Annotated in this window: 30 protein-coding genes; 20 read left to right on the forward strand and 10 right to left on the reverse strand. The window is 35.4% G+C overall.

The annotated features are described in order from the left end of the window. Window positions 1-12 precede the first annotated feature (12 nt). Genes B5V89_RS14095 through B5V89_RS14105 form a run of 3 tightly spaced genes read left to right on the forward strand, consistent with a single transcriptional unit; the run spans window position 13 to window position 1,172 of the window. On the forward strand, window positions 13-528 hold the full coding sequence (locus B5V89_RS14095; protein ID WP_108072536.1) for a DUF1643 domain-containing protein: 516 nt from the start codon (window positions 13-15) through the stop codon (window positions 526-528). A gap of 27 nt (window positions 529-555) precedes the next feature. Then, entirely contained in the window at window positions 556-873 is a 318-nt protein-coding gene (locus tag B5V89_RS14100) for a hypothetical protein (RefSeq protein WP_061793155.1), read from the forward strand. Further along, window positions 870-1,172 carry a DUF960 family protein gene (locus B5V89_RS14105; RefSeq protein WP_069297342.1) on the forward strand — a complete coding sequence of 101 codons (303 nt, stop codon included), beginning with the start codon at window positions 870-872 and terminating at the stop codon, window positions 1,170-1,172. The genes B5V89_RS14100 and B5V89_RS14105 overlap by 4 nt, the downstream gene beginning before the upstream one ends. A 38-nt stretch (window positions 1,173-1,210) precedes the next feature. Here the strand turns inward: B5V89_RS14105 and B5V89_RS14110 are convergent, their stop codons facing one another. Further along, window positions 1,211-1,693 carry an arginine repressor gene (locus tag B5V89_RS14110; RefSeq protein ID WP_069297343.1) on the reverse strand — a complete coding sequence of 161 codons (483 nt, stop codon included), beginning with the start codon at window positions 1,691-1,693 and terminating at the stop codon, window positions 1,211-1,213. A gap of 299 nt (window positions 1,694-1,992) precedes the next feature. Between B5V89_RS14110 and B5V89_RS14115 the strand changes: the two genes are divergently transcribed. The 11 genes from B5V89_RS14115 to B5V89_RS14165 all read left to right on the forward strand — a co-directional run bounded on the left by B5V89_RS14115 (window position 1,993) and on the right by B5V89_RS14165 (window position 12,372). After that, the gene (locus B5V89_RS14115) at window positions 1,993-2,475 is read left to right on the forward strand and encodes a hypothetical protein (protein WP_048559395.1); all 483 of its coding nucleotides are present in this window, start codon (window positions 1,993-1,995) and stop codon (window positions 2,473-2,475) included. A 22-nt stretch (window positions 2,476-2,497) separates the two neighbouring features. After that, window positions 2,498-3,091, forward strand: coding sequence for a hypothetical protein (locus B5V89_RS14120; RefSeq protein WP_061797220.1), 594 nt, complete (start codon window positions 2,498-2,500; stop codon window positions 3,089-3,091). 44 nt (window positions 3,092-3,135) lie between these two features. Beyond that, entirely contained in the window at window positions 3,136-4,830 is a 1,695-nt protein-coding gene (locus tag B5V89_RS14125; RefSeq protein WP_108072538.1) for a DNA primase family protein, read from the forward strand. Window positions 4,831-5,094: 264 nt separating this feature from the next. After that, window positions 5,095-5,658, forward strand: a complete 564-nt coding sequence (locus tag B5V89_RS14130; RefSeq protein ID WP_061793161.1) for a recombinase family protein — start codon at window positions 5,095-5,097, stop codon at window positions 5,656-5,658. After that, window positions 5,621-7,309: a recombinase family protein gene (locus B5V89_RS14135; protein WP_108072540.1), complete on the forward strand. Its 1,689-nt coding sequence runs from the start codon at window positions 5,621-5,623 to the stop codon at window positions 7,307-7,309. The genes B5V89_RS14130 and B5V89_RS14135 overlap by 38 nt, the downstream gene beginning before the upstream one ends. A gap of 17 nt (window positions 7,310-7,326) precedes the next feature. Continuing rightward, window positions 7,327-7,617, forward strand: coding sequence for a hypothetical protein (locus tag B5V89_RS14140; RefSeq protein ID WP_108072542.1), 291 nt, complete (start codon window positions 7,327-7,329; stop codon window positions 7,615-7,617). Window positions 7,618-7,927: 310 nt separating this feature from the next. Further along, on the forward strand, window positions 7,928-8,242 hold the full coding sequence (locus tag B5V89_RS14145; RefSeq protein ID WP_043858381.1) for a hypothetical protein: 315 nt from the start codon (window positions 7,928-7,930) through the stop codon (window positions 8,240-8,242). A gap of 100 nt (window positions 8,243-8,342) precedes the next feature. Beyond that, the gene (locus tag B5V89_RS14150) at window positions 8,343-9,380 is read left to right on the forward strand and encodes a restriction endonuclease PLD domain-containing protein (protein ID WP_061797206.1); all 1,038 of its coding nucleotides are present in this window, start codon (window positions 8,343-8,345) and stop codon (window positions 9,378-9,380) included. Between the two features lie 70 nt (window positions 9,381-9,450). Continuing rightward, entirely contained in the window at window positions 9,451-10,467 is a 1,017-nt protein-coding gene (locus B5V89_RS14155) for an ATP-binding protein (protein WP_061797204.1), read from the forward strand. A 6-nt stretch (window positions 10,468-10,473) separates the two neighbouring features. Then, window positions 10,474-11,340 (forward strand): hypothetical protein, encoded by an 867-nt coding sequence (locus tag B5V89_RS14160; RefSeq protein WP_108072544.1) that lies wholly within the window; start codon window positions 10,474-10,476, stop codon window positions 11,338-11,340. A 195-nt stretch (window positions 11,341-11,535) separates the two neighbouring features. Continuing rightward, window positions 11,536-12,372 carry a hypothetical protein gene (locus B5V89_RS14165; protein WP_108072546.1) on the forward strand — a complete coding sequence of 279 codons (837 nt, stop codon included), beginning with the start codon at window positions 11,536-11,538 and terminating at the stop codon, window positions 12,370-12,372. Window positions 12,373-12,605: 233 nt separating this feature from the next. Here the strand turns inward: B5V89_RS14165 and B5V89_RS14170 are convergent, their stop codons facing one another. Continuing rightward, window positions 12,606-13,067 carry a phage tail protein gene (locus B5V89_RS14170; protein ID WP_066230938.1) on the reverse strand — a complete coding sequence of 154 codons (462 nt, stop codon included), beginning with the start codon at window positions 13,065-13,067 and terminating at the stop codon, window positions 12,606-12,608. A 253-nt stretch (window positions 13,068-13,320) separates the two neighbouring features. Continuing rightward, the gene (locus B5V89_RS14175) at window positions 13,321-13,767 is read right to left on the reverse strand and encodes a rhodanese-like domain-containing protein (RefSeq protein ID WP_066230813.1); all 447 of its coding nucleotides are present in this window, start codon (window positions 13,765-13,767) and stop codon (window positions 13,321-13,323) included. A gap of 127 nt (window positions 13,768-13,894) precedes the next feature. On the opposite strand from B5V89_RS14175, the gene B5V89_RS14180 reads away from it, so the two are divergent. Together B5V89_RS14180 and B5V89_RS14185 are read left to right on the forward strand one after the other, a co-directional pair. After that, window positions 13,895-14,776: a LysR family transcriptional regulator gene (locus B5V89_RS14180; protein WP_066230810.1), complete on the forward strand. Its 882-nt coding sequence runs from the start codon at window positions 13,895-13,897 to the stop codon at window positions 14,774-14,776. Between the two features lie 221 nt (window positions 14,777-14,997). After that, a complete protein-coding gene (locus B5V89_RS14185; protein ID WP_066230807.1) occupies window positions 14,998-15,384 on the forward strand; it encodes a hypothetical protein in 387 nt (128 codons plus the stop codon). Between the two features lie 123 nt (window positions 15,385-15,507). Here the strand turns inward: B5V89_RS14185 and B5V89_RS20325 are convergent, their stop codons facing one another. Both B5V89_RS20325 and B5V89_RS14195 read right to left on the reverse strand, forming a co-directional pair. Next, window positions 15,508-15,723: a hypothetical protein gene (locus B5V89_RS20325; RefSeq protein WP_108072548.1), complete on the reverse strand. Its 216-nt coding sequence runs from the start codon at window positions 15,721-15,723 to the stop codon at window positions 15,508-15,510. A 49-nt stretch (window positions 15,724-15,772) separates the two neighbouring features. Further along, window positions 15,773-16,324 carry a GNAT family N-acetyltransferase gene (locus B5V89_RS14195; RefSeq protein WP_066230801.1) on the reverse strand — a complete coding sequence of 184 codons (552 nt, stop codon included), beginning with the start codon at window positions 16,322-16,324 and terminating at the stop codon, window positions 15,773-15,775. A gap of 468 nt (window positions 16,325-16,792) precedes the next feature. Here B5V89_RS14195 and B5V89_RS14200 point away from each other — a divergent pair, with 468 nt between their 5' ends. Continuing rightward, complete coding sequence (locus B5V89_RS14200) at window positions 16,793-17,740, forward strand: L-lactate dehydrogenase (protein ID WP_066230797.1); 948 nt, start codon at window positions 16,793-16,795, stop codon at window positions 17,738-17,740. Window positions 17,741-17,913: 173 nt separating this feature from the next. Here B5V89_RS14200 and B5V89_RS14210 read toward each other — a convergent pair whose 3' ends face one another. After that, complete coding sequence (locus B5V89_RS14210; protein ID WP_181294678.1) at window positions 17,914-18,393, reverse strand: GyrI-like domain-containing protein; 480 nt, start codon at window positions 18,391-18,393, stop codon at window positions 17,914-17,916. Between the two features lie 109 nt (window positions 18,394-18,502). Here B5V89_RS14210 and B5V89_RS14215 point away from each other — a divergent pair, with 109 nt between their 5' ends. Beyond that, window positions 18,503-19,465 (forward strand): helix-turn-helix transcriptional regulator, encoded by a 963-nt coding sequence (locus B5V89_RS14215; protein ID WP_108072552.1) that lies wholly within the window; start codon window positions 18,503-18,505, stop codon window positions 19,463-19,465. A 60-nt stretch (window positions 19,466-19,525) separates the two neighbouring features. Here B5V89_RS14215 and B5V89_RS14220 read toward each other — a convergent pair whose 3' ends face one another. From B5V89_RS14220 to B5V89_RS14235, 4 genes are all read right to left on the reverse strand, one after another. Continuing rightward, window positions 19,526-20,881, reverse strand: a complete 1,356-nt coding sequence (locus B5V89_RS14220; protein WP_108072554.1) for a tripartite tricarboxylate transporter permease — start codon at window positions 20,879-20,881, stop codon at window positions 19,526-19,528. After that, window positions 20,878-21,336, reverse strand: a complete 459-nt coding sequence (locus tag B5V89_RS14225; RefSeq protein WP_066230785.1) for a hypothetical protein — start codon at window positions 21,334-21,336, stop codon at window positions 20,878-20,880. Before B5V89_RS14225 ends, B5V89_RS14220 begins: the two co-directional genes overlap by 4 nt. A 13-nt stretch (window positions 21,337-21,349) precedes the next feature. Continuing rightward, entirely contained in the window at window positions 21,350-22,600 is a 1,251-nt protein-coding gene (locus B5V89_RS14230) for a hydroxymethylglutaryl-CoA reductase, degradative (RefSeq protein WP_108072556.1), read from the reverse strand. A gap of 154 nt (window positions 22,601-22,754) precedes the next feature. Beyond that, on the reverse strand, window positions 22,755-23,303 hold the full coding sequence (locus B5V89_RS14235) for a helix-turn-helix domain-containing protein (RefSeq protein ID WP_066230778.1): 549 nt from the start codon (window positions 23,301-23,303) through the stop codon (window positions 22,755-22,757). A 367-nt stretch (window positions 23,304-23,670) separates the two neighbouring features. On the opposite strand from B5V89_RS14235, the gene B5V89_RS20130 reads away from it, so the two are divergent. After that, window positions 23,671-23,955: a hypothetical protein gene (locus B5V89_RS20130; RefSeq protein ID WP_181294679.1), complete on the forward strand. Its 285-nt coding sequence runs from the start codon at window positions 23,671-23,673 to the stop codon at window positions 23,953-23,955. Beyond that, window positions 23,892-24,059 (forward strand): hypothetical protein, encoded by a 168-nt coding sequence (locus B5V89_RS20740; RefSeq protein ID WP_425319836.1) that lies wholly within the window; start codon window positions 23,892-23,894, stop codon window positions 24,057-24,059. The genes B5V89_RS20130 and B5V89_RS20740 overlap by 64 nt, the downstream gene beginning before the upstream one ends. The last annotated feature ends 12 nt before the right edge of the window (window positions 24,060-24,071 follow it).

Below are 24,071 nucleotides of genomic sequence, written 5' to 3' on the forward strand. Positions count from 1 at the left end.
GAGTAAAAAGCAGTGAGAACAACAAAAAGCATGATGAAAACAGAAGTCACTTATGATGACGAAATGAAAAACAAGTATCTTATTAGGAAAGAGTGGGACAAGAACAAGAAAAAGGCACTTGTCATCATGAAAAACGCAGGTCAAGCAGATGAAATTGTGCAAGACCAAACAACGATGTACGTCACTAATAACCTTTCTAAATTGGAATATGGTGTTGCAGAAATTGTGAACTTATTTCCGTCTATTGAAGGAGATGAAACGAAAGAGTCTGTTACTGAAAATTTGAAATGTATCCAAGAAGCTATTGCTAGAGTAGATGATGTCATAATTGCGGTTGGAAAAGGAGTAGAAACAAATAAGAAAGCTGTTGAACGGTTAAATATGATTTTAGCCATTTTGCTAGACAGGAAGGCAAACATTCTTCAAATAGAAGCGAATTTTGGTCGGAAAGGTTTCCATCCTCTCTATCCAGCACTGAAACATAAGTGGAAATTAGTATCGTATGACGATAGCTATAAGGTGAGCTAATAATATTATATATGAAAGGAGCAAGCCATGTTTGGTATCGAGCAATTGATAAATTTTATGGAAGAGAAATTCGATGTAGCAGTTGAATTAAATGAGATAGGTGAGGAAACGGTACTTCTATATCATGAGGAACTAGACGAGGAACTCATTTCAGAGGATGTATTGCAAATATTACCGAATCCGGTTTCATTTCACACATATTTATACAATGGAGAATCAGAGTGGATTATTGGAATTGCCTTAGAAGCAAGGACCAATAATCCACTCTTTTTAGTTTGTTTGAAAGATGAAGAAAAAGTGTATGAAAATGTATTGATTGGACAGGGAGAGAAGGATGAAATTTGACTAACAAATCACGCTATATGACAAAGGCAATCAGTGAAGAATTAGATATTGAATTACAAGTGGTCTTGTGGCAATTTTACGATGAAATCAATGAACAACGAAAGGAGCAAATGGATTATCTGCAAGTTTTTGAAATTAGTGTATGTGAAGAAACTTTAACAATAACGAATAGGCAAGAAGTACCTTCACTACAAACAAAGGTTATCATCAATAACAAAGTCAAAGGAGCTAAAAATACTACTGTTTGGATTATAGATGACGAAAGATACCAAACAATGTTGTTCCCCAAGGATTATTGATTGGAGGGATGAATAAGGAATGGCTTTAATAGCCACCCTCATTCATCCTCTCCTTCAAAAACCTCCAGAAATTCATCCGTCGCTTCATCCCCATCTGCAAAAACCAAAACACTGTCTAAATCAATGATTGTTTTTAAGACGATGTCATTAAATGCCTGTTCAAGATGAAAGGCAATTTGCTGTGCTTTTCCTTTTTCAGTTTTGATGAAATAGGTCTGGACATTGCTAGATGTACTTGAATCACTGCTTATTAGTAGGTCATAAAGGATATCAAGATGAAATTTTTTTTGTACATCATGTGATGGTTTAAAGTACCCATCATTGTTTTTCTTGATACCAAGATGCTCTAAATCACGATGTACGGTAGATTGGCTTGTTTTAATCCCTTGATTCTGCAATTCAAGAACAATGTCCTCGTGAGTTCGTAAATCCATTTCCCCTAACAAAAGGTGAATAGCTTGATGACGTTTTTTCTTTTCCGATAAGCGTTCATTGTTATTTGAATGAATATTAGTTTCCATGATATTTCCCCCTAAAAGTCGGTTGTTCACAAATTTGTCACATTTACGGTAATTGTGCATTTTTTATTAGTCTCCTATTGCTTTTGAATGAATAAAGCTCCATACGATAGATGACTAATGGTATTTGTCTGAAATATAACTTGTTCCACAACAATAATGAATAAAAATATGAATAATTATATTCTATATGAATAACAAGGTTTAATCAACTCCGTTTAAATCAGCATTTTTACCTTCACAAGTATGAATAAAATGGGTTATATTCATTTTGCAAGCGAAATTGATTGGAGGAATGAAAAATGCTTCGTTACAAAAATAACTTTCAAATTGCTGTTGCAGGCTTAACTGGTGTTCGTAGTGACCACTATGATGGAATCAATGCAATTTACCGTTTACCGGCATGTGTAAAAATTCCTGGAGAAACTTGCGGGGATGGGTTAGAACGACTGCTACAAAAACTTGTGAAAGACCTTTCTAATTTGAGTGTACGTCCTAACCGCATCTTTATTCATGATGACATGATTGAAATCGACTGGTATACGAAAGGTTATCAGATGGTCATGAACCGAGGGCAGTATGTAGGACTTCTACTTGAATTTGCTGAGTTTCTGAACAAAGCTCCAATACAAGGTCTATTAATTCAAGATGGATACTTTGGGGATGACCCAGAGGATTCAGTTAGAAGTGTCAGCAATGATATGGTCAATTTTTTCCCAGAATTCAACTCAAATTGCTTTGGCTTAAGAGATAACGAGTCTATTGAAATTATTAATTGTATCTAAGTGAAAATAGGGAGGTTGCATAATGGCTCTCAAAAAAGTAAGACGCCCAGTAATAAATAAACCAAGTGAAGATAACAACAAAGAACTAGAACAAGAAGCAAACAAAAATGGAAAGGAAGAACTTTCTATGAACCAACAAAACACTATTAATACCGAGAATATGAATGAAAGACTCTCTGAATCATTTTCAAACGCTTCCCAAAGAAATGATGCAATGGAAAGAATCATCTCATTTGTTGATGACTCTGTTTCAATGCAGCGGATGGCAAAAGTCAATGAGGGCTTATTTGAGTACCGAATCGATGAAATTAACGTTCGTGATAATGTAGTGACTCAATTTGGTTTGAAAGACCAGTATGTGATTACGTTTTCCCTTTATAGTGAAGTTACCGAACAAGTTACGAAGTTGTCACTAGCTTATAATATCTCATCCAATCAACAATCCGCTCTTATGATGTTTCTTGGAGCCTTCAAACAGGTATTCAAAGGTCAAAGAATAACGATGGGGCATTTGATAGGTTTAACTGGACAAGCAAGAATTCATCATGTGACTTCGGAAGCCGGTAATATTTTTGAAAAGATAGAGATTTTGACCATTGAAAACCCTAATACATAATAACAGAAGGGATACCCCCTTCTGTTGCAAAGGAGCAAGTACCTATGAAGCAGATAAAGGAAGTTTTAACGAAAGAAGTATCCCACTACATTTCCCCTTACAAGGTTCATAAAGTGAGATTGCTTGAAAGAAGTGAAAGAATTAGAAAACTACTTGAAGGTATTCACATGAAGGAACAGCTATCGATGTTAGTAACGGCTTTGTATATGATTGACCGTTCAGAAAGCCTTCAATATTTTAAGGCATTGCTCTTTGATTTTATTCGTATGCCAAACTATGAATCTGCAAAGATATTTGAATCAGCAGAACAAATTACGGAAGCAATGATTCCTGATGAACTGTTGGAGGAACTGCAACAGGTGATAAACATTAGTAAAGCGGAAGAACATGGCTTTATTTACGATGAAAAGAAGAATAGCTATTCCTTTAATGCGAATGTTTTTGCTAAGCAATTCGTTCGGAGATGCCATGTTCAATCAACGAATGATGGACGTCTATTTCTTTACCATAGGAAAGGTGTTTTCGTAGAGCCATCAGAAGTTGAACTTGGTAAAGTAATTCGAACCTTGATGCATGAAGGGCGTTGGAACAGTTGGAATAGTAAAGCGGAGGCAGAGGTAGTTAAAGTTTTGTTGCGAGAAGCAGACACAGTGGATGAGATGAATACCATGCGAAACTTCATTAATCTGAAAAATGGGATGTTGAGTTTGGATAGATTTGAACTACTTCCCCACCACCCGAGTTATTTATCAACGGTGCAATTGCCAATTGAATATGAACCAAAAGCTGTTGCTCCAACCTTTGAGCAGTTTCTAAAGGGGATTACAAAAGATGACGAAGAACTCATTCGGGTTCATCAGGAAATTTTAGGCTACCTTTTATCAGCTGAAACAAAAGCGGAAAAGGCATTCTTCTTTTACGGTAGCGGTGGAAATGGTAAGAGTGTCCTTGTTTCCATAATTACTCGGTTGGTGGGAGGAGAAAATGTAAGTAGCATACCGTTGGCTGAATTCGGCAAGCAGTTCGGTCTTGAAGGTTTAGTCAATAAATCAGTAAATATTGCTGCTGAAAATGAAATGGGTGGTAATGCGTTAAAGACAGAGAACTTTAAAGCCATTGTGAGTGGTGACACCATTACCATAAATATCAAATATCATCCCTCTATAAGCTATAAACCACATTGCAAACTCGTCTTTGTTGTTAATGCCCTACCTGATTCAATGGATGTGACTCATGGCTTTTTTAGGAAGTTGGTAATTGTCCCATTCCCCCAGAAATTTGAATCGGATGAACAGGACAAAGAACTTACTGACAAATTACTAGTAGAATTACCTGGGATATTGAACTGGGCAATTATAGGGCTAAAACGGTTGAGAGAAAATAACTACCAATTTACTCACTGTAAGGTAATTGAAGAATGCCAGCGGACTTATTATGTAGAACAGAATCCTGTAAGGGAGTTTTTCGTTGAACATATAGTTCTCAAAGAAGGTGCTCGTATAAGGCAATCTGATTTTCATGATATTTATTTACGGTGGTTGAACGAGCAAGGGATTGACGACAAAGGAACTAAATCCCGACAAAAGTTTTGGAGATACTTCAAAATTGTTCTTGCAAATGAGGGGATTCCAATTGTGACAAAGAAAGTCAGGGGAACAGTTTATTTCGAAGGAATGGAATTTGTGAGGTTAGAAAACCTTCCAACCCTAGCCTTAAATGGAGAAATCATTCAGTTTTAGGGGGGAGGGGGAGTACAAAAACAAAAATTCTGGTAAGGGAAAGGATAAAGGGAGCAATAAATATGTAAAGTTTCCATTTTACTCCCCACCCCTCCCCCTTTCCTAAAATCATATGCAAAATGAAATATATATTATTACTACGACGAGGAGAGCTTGCCATGAACGAAAAAGAAGGTTCTATCTACGAATATCAAAATCTTTTAGACATGTTAGCAGAAATGGTCACAGAATACCTTACAAAACACCCCAAAGGAGGAGATTCCAATGATAAGTAGAGATGAAACTGCACAGCAGAACCAAGACAAGATAGTAATTTACACAAGAAATACATCGTGGACCCAACCCGAGGGGTACAGAATTCATCGAGACGTCCAGGTCTTAAAAGACAAGTGTGAGCGGGCTGGATATCAAGTCAGTAGAGTCTACTGGGAACCAAGCTCGGAATCTCACGGGAAAAGAAGAAACGTTTTGAAGCGAATATTGGAGGATGCTGCTAAAGGCTTGTTCGGGGTAGTTGTTGTTTGGGATGTATTTACACTTTCTCCTGATGGGGAAGAGCTTCAACAAATAGAAAGAGAGCTTGCAAGATATGGTGTGGAGATTTGTTCAGTAACGGAACCTTTCGACACTTCCACACAAGAAGGATTGAGGGTGTTTGAATACATGTGCAAATTACTCAATACGAGACACTTAAGATTAGCAGCCATGCAAGGAATTCCTTTGTCGCAGGTAGCTTGGTGGTTAATTGAAGGTTTAATTGAAGATGAAAACAAGAAAGGGGGTGAACATGATGCCGAACTCAGCGAGACAGCTACACGACCAGCTTGACCAATTTAGCCGAACTGGAACACAGAAAAGAGCAGCTATCTATGCCCGAGTCTCCACGTTGGAACAGGCAGAAGAAGGATACAGTATTGACGAACAGGTACGAGTTCTGAGAGAAATGTGCAAGCGAGAAGGTTACGTTGTTCATAAGGAATACGTGGACAGAGGTAAAAGTGGAAAAAATATTAAAGGTAGACCTGCTTTACAGCAACTACTGCATGATGCTAATAGTAAAGACTTTGAATTAGTGCTTGTTTGGAAGGTGAATCGTTTTTCTCGAAAGACGAAAGATTTGCTTAATATTGTTGAAGAACTTGAAGGGAAAAATATTGTTTTTCGCTCATATACTGAAAACTATGAAACAGCAACTCCTGCTGGAAAAATGCAGTTTCGTATGTTAGCAGTCATTGCTGAATTTGAACGAGACAATATCGCTCAAAACGTAAAAATGGGGATGTTGGCACGAGCAAAGGAAGGTTCTTGGAATGGCGGTCAGGTGCTTGGTTACGATGTCGTAAGCGTTCCAGGGGAGAATCGTAAAAGAAAGCTATCTACCCTTGTGATTAACCCAACAGAAGCTCAAACGGTTCGAAAGGTATTTGACCTTTACGTTGAGGGGAATGGTTACAAATCCATCGCAAACAAACTTAACAATGAAGGACACCGGACAAAAAAGAACAAAGACTTCTCCATCAACGGGGTAAAAACGATTCTAAGCAATCCCCTGTATGCAGGATTTATTCGCTACAATGTCCGGAGAGATTGGAACGAGAAGAGAAGAAACAATATTAATCCTAACCCTGTAATTGAAAAGGGGCAGCACGAAGCCATCATTTCAGAAGAAACATGGGAAAAAGCAAAAAATATCATGGCGAGCAGAAGCGGCAAGCCTAATCGAATACATGACGGCGAGTTCCCGCTCACTGGTATTATGAAGTGTCCTGCGTGTGGGGCAGGAATGGTGATTGGAAGGACAACGAACACACTCAAAGACGGAACAAAAAAGGTTCTGGAGTATTATGTATGTGGAGCTTGGAAGAACAAAGGTTCAGCGGTTTGTCGCTCGAATGGAGTAAGAACGGATTATGCAGACCCTTATGTACTTGAAAAGCTATCAAACATAGCCACAAGTGATGCGCTTATAGAGCAAATTGTTGAACGGATTAATAACAAGAAAGAACGAGATTCTTCTCCACTTCAACACGAATATGAGACCTTGAAAAAGGCACTAGAATCCAATCAACAAAAGAAAGAGAAGGTCCTTGGTTTGTACGAAGATGATTTGATTCAAAAAGCGGACCTTGTTCAACGATTATCCACCTTGAATGAAGAAAAGGAACGACTTGAAGAGAGGCTATCACCAATTGAATTGCAGATGGGGCAAGGTGGTACGCAGCTCATAAACTTTTCTATGGTCAAACAGGTCATGCAGAACTTCAAGAGTGCCTATAAAGAGTCATTGACTAGAGAGCAAAGGAAAAGGCTGATGCATCTGCTCATCCGACAAATCACCATCAGTGAGGACCGAAAGATTGATACGATACAAATACAGCTCAATAAAGAAGTTGCAAAACACTTCACCTTTAAAGGGGGAGAGGATTCATCTATTACGGATGAGTTCTCTCCCCCTTTTTCTATTTTAATCAACCTATGAAAAGGAGCAAATTACCTATGAGCATTATTAATGTATTCAGGAATTACATGGAGGAGCATCACCCACATTTAGCTTGGAAGGACTGGAAAGCGGATGTTAGAACTCTTTCAGTAGATGACATAAGGAACGAAAAGGTTAAGGCTACTATTCCAGATGAAAACAAACCAGAACTAACATGCTGGGTATTCTTCTACGATGGTGGTACATCGAACGTTGTGTACTTATTACAGGATAAGCATGGTTTGAAAGATATCGGAATTGGTTTGCTGAAAGATGGTGAACTTGTGAAGCCTATTAGCTTCGTATGAAGAAATGGCAGTCGGAAAGGTAGAATAATCAATACATTTACAAGTCAGAGAGGTTTGCTCTGTAAGAGCTGTCGTCTCTTTTTTCGTGTTTAATCTTACAGCAAGGGAGGTGAGTTCATGACACCAATTGACCTATTCAAAGCAGGCGTGGCATTTGGCGTATCTATTTACGTTTATGTGAAAAAGAACACTACTTTTTGAAAAATAAAGGGGGAATAGTAATGCAATACTTTTTAATGGGAACAGTGGTTGGAATTGTAGCTTGTTTAGTATCAGAGCTTATACAGAATCCTTCAAGGAGTTATCGTTGATGAAAAGGATTCAATGTTTGACAGACCTTAATAACCTTGCAGGAGATATACCAAATGAATTGTTAAAGTACCTAAGCAGTGAGTTTTCTCACTTATACGAGTATCTAAGTAATGGTGAAAGGATTGAAGAATTTCTTCTTGAAAATCATCAAGCAATATTAATAGTTGAGGATTCTAAAGAATTAGACTTACTGTTACAAAATAGATTAGAACTTGAATATGTGGAAGAAATTCAATTAAATTCTTCTTTGTGTTTGAGAATTGGAATCTCTCAGTTAGAAGACATACAATTACATTATTATTTTAAAGTGTAAAAGAAAACTGTTCTCTCTTACTAATCATAGATAGCCAAAATTAAATAATGTATACTAAAATAGGTAAATTGTTACATGTCTATGTGAGGTGAGGGAGATTATGAAAATTTTAAATAACATTAATTCTAACCATTATAGTGACATTAAAAATATCCTTTTAAATGCAAATGAGCTAAAGATAATAAGCCCTTTTCTAATGGAATCATTTGATAATTTTTTCAGTCAATTACAAGGAACGGGTATTAGACATATTTCGCTGACAACTACCTTAAAAGACAATGACCCTGACTTATTTAAAAAATCTAACTCATTATATTCCTTCTGTTTGAATTGTCAAAAGAACAATATTAGTTATAGCGTCCAAGTTGACAATAAATTACATGGAAAGATATATATATCCTTAAATTCAGGAGCACCATTACAAGGAATAATTACGTCTGCTAATTTCACAAACTCTGGATTAGAGACTAATCATGAATGGGGAGTTTTAATTGATGACAATAGTCAATTATTAAAATTGGTTAGTGAAGTCAACAGTGTTGAAAGCATAGTGTTATCCAATAAAGAGTTAGAGGAAATAATAAAAAAGATAGATGCCTTTTCACAAGCATCTCCCATGCCTAAAGAGCCAAAAATTAGTTTAACCGTCAGCGATATCCTTAATAAAAAAAAGCATACAGTTACTTCTGATAAGCGTTACTTTATTAAACCTGTAGGTGTATCGGACGAGCCTTTTTCTGAACATAGAAGACTATCAACAGGTATACAGGAGCTTCACTTTTCTAAGAGGAAACCTGCTGCTGTAAGAGAAGGAGATATACTAATTTGTTATGCTGTGGGAACAGCTAAGCTCTTGGGTTATTTTGAGGTTATAGAAGGTCCTTATTATTTGGATGGAACCTCTAGTAGATGGCCTTGGGAAGTAAAAGCAAAAAATCTTTGTCCAAAGTATAGCGAAAGATGGAATACGTTTAATAACACCATCGCTACTATTCAAGCATCATACGACGAAAAATTACCAATCACAAAAAATAATCAGGGAAAAACACTTGGAGCTTTAAATTTCGGTGCTGATAAAATTCAATTAACTGAAGAGTTTGCTAGCCATGTAATAAATATAATAGAAGATTCAATATAGAAAAACTTTTAGGGCTTAGTAGGGGTATCCAACTCTTATTATAAACAGCTTGATTTATTTGGGGGATATTATGATAAGTATAGTTAATATGAAATACGATAACATGATGAGAATGACAAAACATCTTGATGAAAAAAAGTACTACTCAGATGAGCCAGAGGGTCTGACTTTTCAATTTTCTTCACTAAATTTTATTGAGCCAGCGGGAGCAATCATACTGCTTTCTACAATTGATAGATTAAGAGAAGATGCTGTGCCATATGAATTGGAACCAATAGAAAATATTAATAGGGATGCTATCTCTTATGGGGAAACCATGGGGATTTTTCAAAAGTTAGGACTCTCAGATGCACGTTCGTATAGTCAAGGAACTAATTACATTGCACCAACAAAAGTAGTTTTAGCTGAACTATTCGATTCACTTCATGACCAAGGCAAAACAATCGAAACCTACTATGATGATATTGCAAGTAAAATTGTAAGGAAGATATTGAGGGACCTCGGAACAGATAGTGATGAAAATGTTATGGACTTGTTTGAATTTGTTGTTAGAGAAATGATTAGAAATATCTTTGACCATTCACAAACAACACACTTTTATTATGGCTCTCAATTATACCCAACTACTAATAGTGTAGAAGTAGTGATTGCTGATTTAGGTCTTGGATTAGTAAAAACTATTCCCTTCGATATCGAGGAGACTTGGTTTAGACAGCCAACTGATGAAGATGCTATTAGAAAAGCAATGATACCTGGACTTTCTGCGTTATCAAATCATGCCTATGCCCCAGAAGATTATAAAAACTCGGGGTATGGTCTTGCACTGGTAAGAAGAATTGTTGAAAGAACTAATGGTTACTTTAGTATCGCTTCGGGGAAGAAAAGCATAACTTATAGTCTTTCTGAAGAAATTGTTGAAGATTGTGATATTAAAGGTACATTGGTTAGAATGAGAATTAACTTGGATAGATTAAATACTATTGATTTTGATGAAGTATTAGAAGATGCTAAGAAAGAGGCTTCTAGTAAAGGATATAGCAGCTCACCTTCATCAGCTTCACAAAAGTTAAAAAGTCAAAGGATATAAAGCTATATGATTGATATACTTTCTAGCCGTGAAATTGCGAGTGCAATCTGGTTCATTGTCATTCTTATTTTTATTTTCTTAAATCCCACAATAAGAGCATCAGCATTTAAAGTAATACAAGCCGCAACTGCTAAGCAAATAGTTATTCCATTTATTATTATAATTCTTTATTCAATGATTTTGGTAATATTAGCGTCAAAATTCTCATTTTGGGAATGGAAGTATTTAAAGGATATTGCCTTCTGGGTAACAATTACTGGCGTGCCAGTTTGCTTTGGTGCAATTACAAACAATAATAACAATGATTTTTTCATAAGTATACTAAAGAACAATTTAAAATTTATTGTCATTGTTGAGTTTTTATTAAGCTCTTTTACATTTAACATTTTCGTTGAATTGTTACTTCTACCGTTCCTAACACTTTTATTTTTGTTACATGCCGTTGCAGATACAAAAGAAGAGTACTACAAGGTAAAAAAACTATTATCATTCATCTTGTCATTTGTAGGTTTTGCAGTTCTAGGATTAACCATTAAAATAGCAGTTGCTACTTATGTTACTCTTAATAGTGTTGATTTACTAATAACATTTTTCATCCCTATAGTCCTATCAGCACTTTTTATTCCAATTGCATACGGTTATGCTGTTTTAGCAAAATACCAAGAGCTATTTATAATGATGAGTTTTAAGGAACCAAAAGACAAGAGAATAAGAAGAATGCATAGATGGGAGATAATGAAAGTATGTAAGTTATCATATAAAAGAGTGACATACTTTAGAGAGGTATGCTTGAAAGAAATGTATGTGAATATGAGCCAAGAAGAGTTCTACAAGATTATAGAGAAGTTTAAGCAAGCACGTTTTAATGGATAAAAACATTGATGTAGGTTTTAAAACCTCATTTAGATACATTACGGTGAACCGTATCATAAGTAAGTGAGCTTTTTCCATCTTTTTTGCACTTACTGTGTGTATGTTTCAATTGTTTTCCAAAATACTATTAACAAAGTAAAAATGTTAAAATTTAATAGATAACCTAATTAAATAGAATTAATAAGGGAGGACAATATGAGCTATTTAGGCAAGTATAAGCAAATGCCATTAACATTTGAAAAGTTAAAAAGACTAGATGTTCATTTAAAAGAAGAAGGATATTCTTTAGATAGTGATTTGGGCCTTATTTTACATTCCGATTACTATTCTTATTTTGTTACTCCCTATGACGTAATTACATTTGCAAGTATAGGTTGTGATGGAATACATTTTGGCTTGTTAACCGACTTTGGAACGGTGTCATCTTTAGAAGATGCCTTTGTTGTATGTATTAGTCCAATGGATTTTGGTTCACATATAAAGATTGTTGCAAGGAATATAAGGGAGTTTGTTAGTTTAATTTGTACAATGAAAGATGCAGGAGCTATTTCTAACTTTAATTATTTTAAAGAAGAGGAAGATTATTTAAACTTGATTAAAGACCTTAAACAAGAAGAAATTGAAAATGAGGAATTTGTAAAAAGGACTAACTATGTAGTAGAGAAGGTAATAAACACTATTGGATGTGAAATTATAGATGATGTGTATCATTATGTGGAAAGAAAAGTAAAGACAGAAAGAGAGAAGCAAACAATTTTACCAACTCTTGATGGTTTGGGAATAATAGCATTGGAAAATGTTAATAGAAACTTTAATATCTTCAAGATTGAAAAGGATATGATTATTAACCTTAACGAGATGGAAAAATTTTTCAACTCTGCGACACCTGAAAGTAAATTAGCTTTCATACGAGATGCCCAATTTACTTGCTTGATTTCGGATGAAATAGAATTAAAAGAATTGGTCATTAATGAAATGATTAAATTAGGTTTAACTGATGAGGTAGATAGATTAAAAAATATAGATGATTAAATTGCTATAAAAATAATTGTTATTAAAAATATGAAAAATGGCTAAATTCCTCCACGAGGACCTTTGCTTACTTTAATATTTTCATTTAATGACAAAAAGTAATCCCCGAATTGTTCTAGCTAATTAAAAGATTTAAGAAAATAACAGCATCCCTCTAATTTGATAGAGAGGTGCTGTGTTGTTTATTTAAATATAAAAATGGCTATATTCGTCCACAAACGCTCTCTGTTACTTTAATATTCTCCTTTAATAACAAAAAATGAGCCCCGGATGGTTCCGGCTAACTTAGACTTCTGCCTAGCAAACTTAAACTTGCCTTCTAACTCTTTTGGTACCTCCATTCCTTCAGAAAGCTTAAAACCTACGGCACGCTTCTTAGGGTCATCAATCGTGTACATGACGTTGACACTAAGGCCATCTTCATAAAAGACGTAGGCAATTTTGATATTTTCCACTTGAAAACGCGACGTTTCTAAAGGTTTGGCTGCAAACTCAATATCACGTTCTTTCAAAATGCGGTTTACATAATCAAGTGTCTCCTGACTTTCGCTAGCTGGGACAACCGTAAATTCATGCTTGTATTTGTTCATAAAGTATCGCGCTTCATTAGCACGTAAACCAGCAAGCGTTTCAGCTACTGGCGAAGACTCTAGACCAACCGTAGACACATTTTTAAAATCAACGACATAGGACAATTCCATCTCTCCTTTTTTCACTTTTTATTTCCTAACAACAGGAATCTACATTTCACCAAGTACTTGACCACATGTTCTTCACTTGATATGTATATGATAACCCTAAATCATGTCAAAAAGTGACACTGTTTAGAAAACCGTATGAAAAAAGTTGAACGGATTAATACGATCATGCTGAATACAACAACCTTAAACCCACATTGACTTATGTTATTTTTGCAAAGTTATTAACTAAGATCCCGACACCCTTCTTTTATTTCATTTTCCAATATAGAGGAGCATTTTCAGCTACACTTCCTACCACATCGCCTCCTTCCTTCCTCCAGTATTCGATTCCTCCAATTAACTCTTTCACTCTAAAACCTAACTTAGCAAACTTAGCCGCTGCTCTAGTTGCTCCATTGCATGCTGGACCCCAGCAATAAGTTATGATGGTCTTATCTTTACATAGACCATTTGTGGTTTTCTCATTAATTTTATTATTTGGTAGAGATACCGCTTCTGGTATATGGCACTCTTCGTACGACTTTGAATCCCTTACATCGACCACAATGATGCCCTCGTAACCTTTCCTTAAATCGATTGACAAGTCAGCTACATCCGTTTCAAAAGTCAATTTGTTCATAAAATGTGAATAAGCTATTTCCGGACTAGCAGGTTCCATTTCTAATGAAAGAGCAAATCTTGGTTTTAAATTCATTTAATATTCTCCTCTACAAAATGTATTTTTGTTTCTATATGGTAATCATACATTGCTTTTTAATTCATAGTTATAGATAATTATAGATATCAAGTATCATTAATGTTGATAATAGGAGGGGGATATTATCGAATTTTTATATTTAAAAACGTTCGTTCAAGTATTAAAGAGTGGAAGTTATTCTCGAGCAGCTATAGATTTAGACTATGCTCAATCTAGTGTGACCAATCATATTCAGAAACTCGAAGAATTATATGGGGGAGTTCGTTTATTTGAAAGAAAAGGGAAACAGATGAAGGCGACTTCATCTGGGGAATTACTTTATGATTACGCTGTAAAAATATTATCCTTATATCAGGATTCACATTCTGCGATAGGAGATCAGGAAATTAAAACCCTTACCATAGGTTCAATTGAGACCGTAGCTCTTTATTTTCTTCCTGAAATATTGGACAAATTTAAGAAGTTATATCCTGATGTACATATACGAATTATTCCAAGCAATGAGAGAAATATTATACAAATGATTAAAGAAAAGGAGATTGATTTTGGACTTATTTTAGATTTTCCCTATTATATCCCTGAAGTTGAAAACCTTCTTTTAGAGAAACAGCCTATGGGTATTGTTGTTCCACATGATCATAAATTTGCTAATAGACGTGAGCTAGAAATAAAAGATCTAACGGATGAATCATTCATTCTAACAGAAAAAGGATGTACTTATCGGGCTTTTTTACTTGAAAAATTAAATGGAGAAAGTATCTCTCATGATATATCCATGGAACTTAGCAGTGTGGAAACCATTAAAAAAGCGATAAAAAACCATTGGGGAATTGGTTTCTTACCTTTATTTGCAGTAGAGGAAAATGATCAGTTTTTAAAAACCGTTCCTTTGAATGATACAGCTTTAAACTTTCATCGTCAGTTACTTTACAGAAAAGAGAAAAAACAGTTAAACGTTTTTAATTCATTTATTGATATCTGTCTGAACAGTACCATAAGTAAATGATAATGCATTCACCCATTATAAAAACCTGTGCTTTTTTCCTTAAGCAGCAGAACCAGAACCCAGCTGGAAAATTATTTTTTTTAAATAGTATAAAAGTTGCTTAGTTTTTTGTATAATCATGATGAAATTTGAAGGATGCTAATGCATTTTCTTTTTACCATACGTGCTTTTTTTATCTAGAATACATAGTTCAAAAATAATATAATTGGGGTGCAAATTAAATGTCAGAAGTAATCAACAACTTAGAAACTGTTGTGTTAAACCAAGTTTCACCGGAAATCATGGAAAGCGAGCCACAATTTGTTGAACCAATTGTTTCTTCCATTGTTTATATATTAACTGCACCTTTTGATCTTAAAGATGCGTATGAACATGCCACATATGATTATACTAATGATGAATTTGAAGTGGAAACTGTCAAGGTTATGAATGAAAGATTGCAGCAGATCATGAATACGCTTGAGACCACTCCCAGCAGTAAGCTTGGAAAGTTTATTATTAAGCTTTACATGAATAGTTTAAGTGAAATTGCAAGCACATCCGAAAGTTGGAAACATCTATATAACGAAGTTCACAAAGTGTTTGCAAGTTTAGATAATAAGTTTTGAAAAATAGTAGGTGCCCCAAATTCTATACTTTTGGGGCACCTTTTTAGAATCGTGATATTCAAAGGTATGACTCGATAACTTTCTTGAAATCTTGATTGACCATTGAATTAAATGCCTTATTAATTAACACTTTTTTTGATCGTTTAATATGAGTACTGGATAATAATTCACGACAGGACTTCTTCTAACTTTTAGTTTCTGATATTCGATTTGGCTAATCTGCTCTTTTGGAATCAATAGTTCTTGCCCTTTTAAAGTCAAAACAATCGTGTTTTCATAGATTGAAAGTTTTTCACTTCGTTTGAATAGAAGTAAGTATAATCCGATGAGTGCAAACACTTCCCCACCAACGTACCGCCAAGATGTTCTTGGACTTCTACTTTAAATGTTATTTTAGTATTTTTCGGTTTAAATTATCTTCTAACAAGGACCAGGCTTCATGACAGCTTGGTTTGGTAAGTAAAGGTTCAAACCCATAATTTAAGTACATATTGATTGCTTGGTAACTTGTCGTTTGCGATGTAAGATAGCATTTTGAATGATTATTGGCCAAAATATTCATAGCAGCACTAAGTAATGGTTTTGAAAGTTTCTTCCCTTGATATTCTGGAACAATACCTACCCAATGAATTCTGCCGGATACTTCTCCATCGCCATGTAAGTCGCCATACCATGCTGTGGTGGTACCAATCACTTCTCCATCTCCATTCTCAATAAAAACACATCTTCGTGACATTTCGTCCAAATGTGGCCCGAATTCTTTGTTAAAGTGCTCTAGTGCAGCTTGTTCGTTTTTAAATTCATCTACACTTGTTTCAACACGAGTCCAATTATGTTCGTCGCCTTTTTCAAATAACCTTATACGAAATCCGGCTGGAAGCGAATATTGAGGGATATCTAACAAATCCTTTCTTACCATTGTAACTGGAATCCTTTTCATAAAAATCATCTCCTTATCGTTACTATTCGCTAATCATCCACGGCTTTTTGATTTTACGGTTACATTGGGATGTTAAAAGGCATTAGTTATCAATAATTTTACCTATAAAAATACGAGATTTAAAGTCTCGGAGAATGTCCGCTTTTAAAAATAATATTCATATTTTGTTCGTAAATTTTGTGAAATTTTTCACAAAACTTATGGTATACTAACGGTGTTATCAGAAAAGTAATAATGTAAATTTGTCTTGAAAGATATATTTTTTTATATCCTATTGTGAAACATTTCACAAATTAGTTAGCTAGTTATTATAGTTATGCTGACGGTGTTTAAATTAAAAGGATATATCGCAAGACTCCTCAGTTTATTTATAGCGGGAATATTGCCCTATTTATTTATAAAAAGCCAGCGATGTTGGATAGCTGGATAATCTTTTAATCTTTAGAATCAGAAGGGAGATCTATTACCATGAATAAAGAAAAAGTAAATCGTATTGTATTAGTTGGAACAGGTGCTGTAGGTTGTAGTTATGCCTATTCTCTCATTAATCAAGGAGTTGCTGAGGAACTAGTTTTAATTGATGTCAATGAAGCAAAGTCAGAAGGGGAAGCGATGGATCTTAATCATGGAATGCCTTTCGCGCCATCACCTATACGTGTATGGAGTGGTTCTTATCAAGATTGTGCGAACGCAGACTTGGTGGTCATTACTGCTGGACTGGCCCAAAGACCAGGAGAAACCCGTTTGGAATTAGTGGAAAAAAACACTAAAATATTTAAACAAATTGTAAAAGGTATTATGGAAAGTGGATTTAATGGAATATTCTTAGTTGCAACAAACCCGGTGGATATTTTAACTTATGTAACTTGGAAAGAATCTGGTCTGCCAAAAGAACGTGTAATAGGATCTGGGACAGTATTAGACTCTGCACGTCTAAGATCTGCACTAGGGAAGTATTTTAACGTAGATACAAGGAATGTTCATGCAGCCATCATCGGTGAACATGGAGATACAGAACTTCCTGTTTGGAGTCATGCAATGATTGGAATTGAACATCTTGATTCTGTTTTAGAACGGAAGGGAGATTTGAAAAAAGAATGTTTAGATGACATTTTTGTAAATGTCCGTGATGCAGCTTATCAGATCATTGAAAGAAAAGGGGCGACATACTATGGAATAGGAATGTCTCTCGTGCGGATTACAAAAGCAATCCTTAATAATGAAAACAGCATTTTGACAGTATCTGCTTATCTAGACGGAGAATATGGTCAAAATGATGTATTTATTGGAGTACCCGCTGTCATTAACCGTGCCGGCATTCGAGAAATAGTTGAGATTGAGCTGAGTGGAAAGGAAAAAGAACAATTTAATCATTCCGTTTCCGTCCTAAAAGAAACGATGAAACCAGTAATTTAAGAAAATCGTTATAATTTAATTATTTTGATTAGCGTTTTTGCAAAAAAGTAACAGCACCTCTAATTCAATGAAGAGGTGCTGTTACTTTTAATAGTCTCCTTTAAATACGGGCCTCGAATAGTTCCAGCTAATTTAGCCTTCTGCCTTGCAAACTTAAACTTTCCTTCAATCTCTTATTTCCTAACAATAGGAATCCACATTTCACCAAAGACTAAGCCGTTTCGTTGCCCCATCTCAACCGTTGTATTTGGCCCGCCAACATAGGCAACATCCTTTGCTTCTGGTAATGCCTGCCCAAAGGCAATGCCAGTAAGCGTATTACTCAATTCTTCGCTTGTCTTCCCTTCTCCCTTTACAACAAGGTATTCCCCTTTTGGGAATTGAATAAGTCTAGTTGCTTCTGGTATCGATGCATCTGTCATGACACCAGCATAATACATCATTTTGTTATTCACTGCTTCATTAACGGCAAAAATGTAATCATTTGTAGCAATGGCTTTTAATGCGTCAAGCCTTCCATCTTGGCTGATCGCTTCCCAAAAGTCCGACTTTTCCTTGTTTATGCCCGCAAAGTCCGTGTAATGGCTCTTAAGCTCAGTTCCAATTCCTAGAACGGTAAAGCTGTCTTTTTCTTCTAAAGTATAATTTGCCATGTTCATAACCTTCCTTTTCTAAAAGTAGTTAAAAGACTTGTGTTCTTCACTTGCTAAGTATATGATAACCTTAAATCATGTCAAAAAGTGACACTGTTTAGGAGCCCTTATGAAAAAAGTTGAACGGATTAATACCATTATGCGGTATATCAACAACCGCTCTCGCTTTACCATTACTGAAATCATGCGGGAATTTAACATCTCTCGTTCGACAGCTACTAGAGATATCAGAGAAATTGAAGCCATGGGGATGCCACTTGTTGCTGAAGTGGGCAGGGATGGTGGTTATTTTGTCATGAATAACTCAGTCCTGCCAACTGTTCGCTTTACCGATAATGAGATTAAAGCACTTTTTATTGCTTTCATGGCCACGAGAAATCTACAACTCCCTTATCTAAAGAGCCGTCAATCATTAGCTGAAAAATTACTTGGTCTTATCTCAGAAAACCAGCAAGATGAACTTGTTCTGTTAAATCAACTCTTGCTTTTCGAAGGGACCAATCCCAATAATCCGGACCTACTCGATCTGTCAGACCTGCCACATCCGATGTTAGAAAAACTTATCGAAATCCTTCTTTTAGATAGCTATTTATTGATTACCATTGAAGAAGAGAAGATAATAAAGTCTTATTCAATTTATCTCTTGCATCTTTATCGTGAAAAAAGTCTTTGGTTGATTGATGGCTTCGACTTAAAGGATGAAAAGAGGCGGACTATCCCTGTCGACAATCTCACCAATGTAGAACCATACCATACGAAAAAAAAGTTAAGTAAGAAAAAGATTTTAGAAAAACTACGTAAGCAGGAAGAAGTAATTAACCTTGTCCTTGAACTTGGTCCCAAAGCGATTGCCCAGTTCAAAAAATACCATCCATTAAAAGTTTCAATTTCCTATACGAATCCTTACCAAACGACAGCCATTCTAAAGACTTTTATCAATGTTAATAATTCAGATGAATTGACCGAAATAACAAATTGGCTACTTTTCCTCGGTGGAGATATCGAGGTCGAGGAAATGCCGCAAGAACTCCGTGAATCTTTACGAGAGAGATTACACCTATTCTGCCCATAAGCAGTACAAGCTAAAACCGCGATAATTTAGTAGAAATTTCATTGCACATCCTTATTCTAGTTAGAATCCGAATAATTGAAGCATGATCCAGCTTGACGCGTAAAATACCATAAATTGTACACCCGCACCTACACCTAAGATGCGGTTTAATAACCCGCCTACGGTTGCAACGGTAAATGTTAAGATAATCCCAAGGAATTCTGCCTCATTATAAGCAAGTAAACAAGCTAAACCTATGAACATGGCTACAATGGCCTCTTGACTAACAAATTTTAAAACTAAAACGGACGCCTTTCGGGCATAATTCATTGAAAATGGATAAGCAATCAATGAAGCTATGACAATACCAATAAAACCAAAAATAAAGAAATCCCACGTTGATAAATATGTGTGCAAGTTATTAATTGGCTCCACTGAATATACCGGTGGAGCATTAAACAAGGCCGATGCCGGGCCTAGTGCTACTGGGCTTAATGGGATACCGAAAGCAATAAGTGGAATAATTGCTTCTGCAAGATAAGTAGACTCTGTCACACCATTCATAACTGTTAAACTCGTAGTTGATTTTTTATAAGCCCCTTTTGTACGTGATCCAACAATTTCACCCATTAATGAAGTCATTCCGACCGGGCTGAATACAAATGTTAATGAAGATATAAACGTTGTAATAGAAGTGAAAGTCGTTTGACGTCCGGTTAGTATCTTAAATGGATTCGGGAAATAACCCTTCCATGACTTCGTCTCTGGTGCTAGATTGTATTCATTTGGTTTATTTCTTACAATTGCATTTCGAGCGGCGGGAGAAGCTGCCACTAATATATTACTAAACATTGGTCCTATAGCAATTCCTAGAAAGAAAGTAATGGATAAATGTTTATCCAATATAGAGAAGCTTAAAGTATCTAACGATTTAATAAAAAAGGCAAAAGGAATAATAATTAGTACACTAGCCCATTTCCCTTTTGAAAAATAAGCAATTAAAAAAGCCGCAATTGTAAATATCAGTCCGGATGATGCTTTAAAGAAGTCTGCAAATTGCCCTAAAAATTGTCCCAGCAAAACCGCCGTAGGTAATGCAATAAAAGCACCAATAATCCCACCTGAGATCATTTTCCGTAAGGCGATATGAGGCATCCCCATACGTCTTAGTGTTGTTGCATGATCAATTAACGGAACAGCGGTCGTATCTCCCGGGATCCCCATAAGTGCCGTTGGAACAGCATGAGTAAGATGCTTTGAAAGTACAGCTGCCATAAAGAATGCGAAGACTCCTTCCGGGGGTGCACCTAAAAGTATGATTAATAGTGTAATCGGCACCATGATAGCGGTTTCATCAGTGCCTGAAATTAAACCGATAATGGTAAAAATGAAAGCGCCTAAGAGAGCAAATAACAATGCGATTAAATAAATACTCACTTTTTATTCACTCTCCTCATATTCTCAAAATTTGCTAGTACCCCAAGCTCATTCAATTCTCTTTTTGTTATCGGATCGGCATCGATTAGTCTTAACTCTTCATCAATATCAAGCTGTAAATCTTTAAATACATCTTCCATTGTGCTATTTGAGATTTCGTCTTCAACCAATATTCTTTTTGGCTTAAAAAGAACGGCATTTAAAAATAAAACTATCACAGTACCAGCAATTCCTAACAACAAAGAATATGAATTTACCATTTGGGGACTCGCTATTTTTGGAAAGATATATTGACCTAACTTATATCCCCCTAAACTAACAACGACACTCATCAAAATTGCAACAATAAGCTGTTTACTAGAAGTCGTATCCCCTAAAATCTCAATAAACTGCCCTTTCTCTTGTACAACGATATCTTTTTCATGATCGATAACATTCTTTTTGGGATTTAACATACTTAGCCCCCCGTTACAGTGAATTAGTAATTTCTAAAATTCGGTCATAACGAAAATCTCTTTCTTCTACCGCCTTTTGAACCACTTTTTCAATAAGATCTCCTTTAGCTCCAGCCATTACAGCTAAATTTTTCGCATGTAAGCGCATATGACCTGTTTGTATCCCTTCTGCAGATAGTGCTCGTAAACTAGCTACATTCTCTACTAATCCAACTGCTGCAATCATTCCAGCTAATTCTTCTGCTGTCTTTACACCCATAATTTTCAATGCAACTTGTGCGACTGGGTGTGTTTTTGTTGCACCTCCAATAATTCCAACCGCCATTGGGACTTCTAATGTTCCTACTAAATTGCCTTCATTATTTACCTCCCAAGTTGTAAGGGAACGGTATCTTCCAGTTCTAGAAGCATATGCGTGTGCCCCCGCCTCTACAGCACGTGTATCATTTCCGGTAGCTAGAACTACGGAGGTAATCCCGTTCATCACACCTTTATTATGTGTTGCAGCGCGATAAGGATCTGCATCGGCAAATTCAAAAGCGCTTACAATATTTTTTACAATTTCTTCTCCTCCCAACATTTCTGATGAAAAAACTCCTCGAGCTCTAACGACTCGTTTATCAGCTAAATTCGTTATAATACGTAAAACAACTCTGCCCCCGGTAATTTTTTCAATTAATGAAGAAACAGATTCCGCCATTGTATTTACTGCATTTGCGCCCATCGCATCCTTTGTATCCACTATTAAATGGATAACTAGCATTGTTTCCTTAACAGTGTTTACTAGATGTACCTCAATATCCTTTACTCCGCCCCCTAAGCTCACCAAGGTTGGATCTTTTAAATTACATTGTTCAATAATTTCTTCTTTGTTCTCAAATACCCTTGCTCTTGCTGCATATGGATCACAAATATCTAATACTTGAATCTGTCCGCGCATGATTGTTCCGGAAGTTGCTGTGTGAATACCACCTAAATCATATGCTGCCCTAGCGGCATTACTTGCTGCCGCAATGACTGAAGGTTCCTCCGTAGCCATCGGAATGAATACATCTTTACCGTTTATTTTAAAATTGGCAGCAACCCCTAACGGAATACCAATTTGTCCAATTACATTCTCAACCATAGCATCAGCTAAATCTAACGTCATACCATTAGACAATACATTTATTTCATCCTCTGTTAAACCTATTCCTTTAGTAATAAGATCTACTCTTTCGTCTACAGATAATTGATAGAAACCCTTTACTCTTGAAATAACCATCATATGGCCCCCTTTGATTGAAAATAGTTTCCTATAATTCAACTTTGTTGAATAATGATATATATAATTTATAATAGTATAAATATTTTGTAAAGTGGAGTCCTTTTCAGGTAGTATTTTTGATGATATATTTAAAACGATTTATAAGTCTTGCCTATTCTTCAACATAAATGGTTAATACTTTTGAAACCTCTTGACTATTACTGATAAATATATGCGGTTTTCTTCCGGAAAAATAAGCTGAATCACCCTCAACTAAATTATATGTTACCCCATCATAAATTAGTTTGATGGCCCCAGTAAGAACATATATAAACTCGTCACTATTATGGATATAAGGTTCAACTTCTTCTGCTCCCTGTAAAACAGTAACAATCGTTGGATTAATATTACTCATAAAGTTTTTATTTGCTAATAACTCATAGTCGTAGCCAATCTCATTTTTAGCGACGTTTTCTTTCCTATCACTTTTTCTTACAATGGATAATCCCTCATGCTCTTCCTGAATAACAAACCAGGACATTGGGGAATCCAATGTTTCAGCAATTTTTGAGAGTGTCACCAAACTAGGTGTAGCAACACCATTTTCAATTTTTGAAATATGACTTTTTGTAATCCCTACTAATTCAGCAAGAGCAGCTTGTGTAAGTTTTTTCTTTGTTCTCATTTGTTTGATTCTCTTGCCAAGTTCTTTAGGTCCCATTTTTTAATTTCCTCCACTAAATTTATCTTGTTTAACTCAATTCTAAAAATAACAAATTAAATGAGAACCGTGAAGTACTTGGTGTTAATAACACATAATCCAATTATAAAAAACTCTTTCATTTTAGTATGACTAATATCCTATTACTATATGAGGGATATTGACTCTAATAACAGTAAATAAGTCCTGATTTCAGTAATTTATTCATATTTTTATTGATGTGGGATTTGGTAAATTATGATAATAGTAACAGTATAATCCGACTTTAAACAAAAGAATTCTTTAGCGGATCAGCCTTGCGTCTTATGGTTTCTAGTCCGCATGTTTTAAAAAAGATAAAATACGAAATTACTTTGGTGGTGGTTGAGTGAATAATATAAATATGATAACTATTATGATTTTGAATCAGGATATTTCTAGATTTTCAACAGCTATCCAAGAGAATGAAGAGAAAATAAAACGATTACGGAAAGCAAAAATGAGCATTGAAAACCTGAGAGAAGATTTAATCAATAATAAAAAAATGTATTTAAGCCAGAGTTTTTTTCAACTTCTTGGGCTGGGAAACATGCAAAAGAGCATTCAAATATTCGAGATAGTATTGCCCAAAGTAGTACGTATATTGCTAATCAACAAGTTGGGGAACTTTTAAATGAAATTGATAAAAAAATAAAAAAATTGAAAGATAAAAATGAAAGTCTTTTGGATTCGATAAGCGTGAAACAAAGGGAAATTTCTAGAATCAATAATATGTAGGAAGGAGTCTAT

It is taken from the genome of Heyndrickxia sporothermodurans, from assembly GCF_003055045.1.
GTDB lineage: Bacteria > Bacillota > Bacilli > Bacillales > Bacillaceae_C > Heyndrickxia > Heyndrickxia sporothermodurans.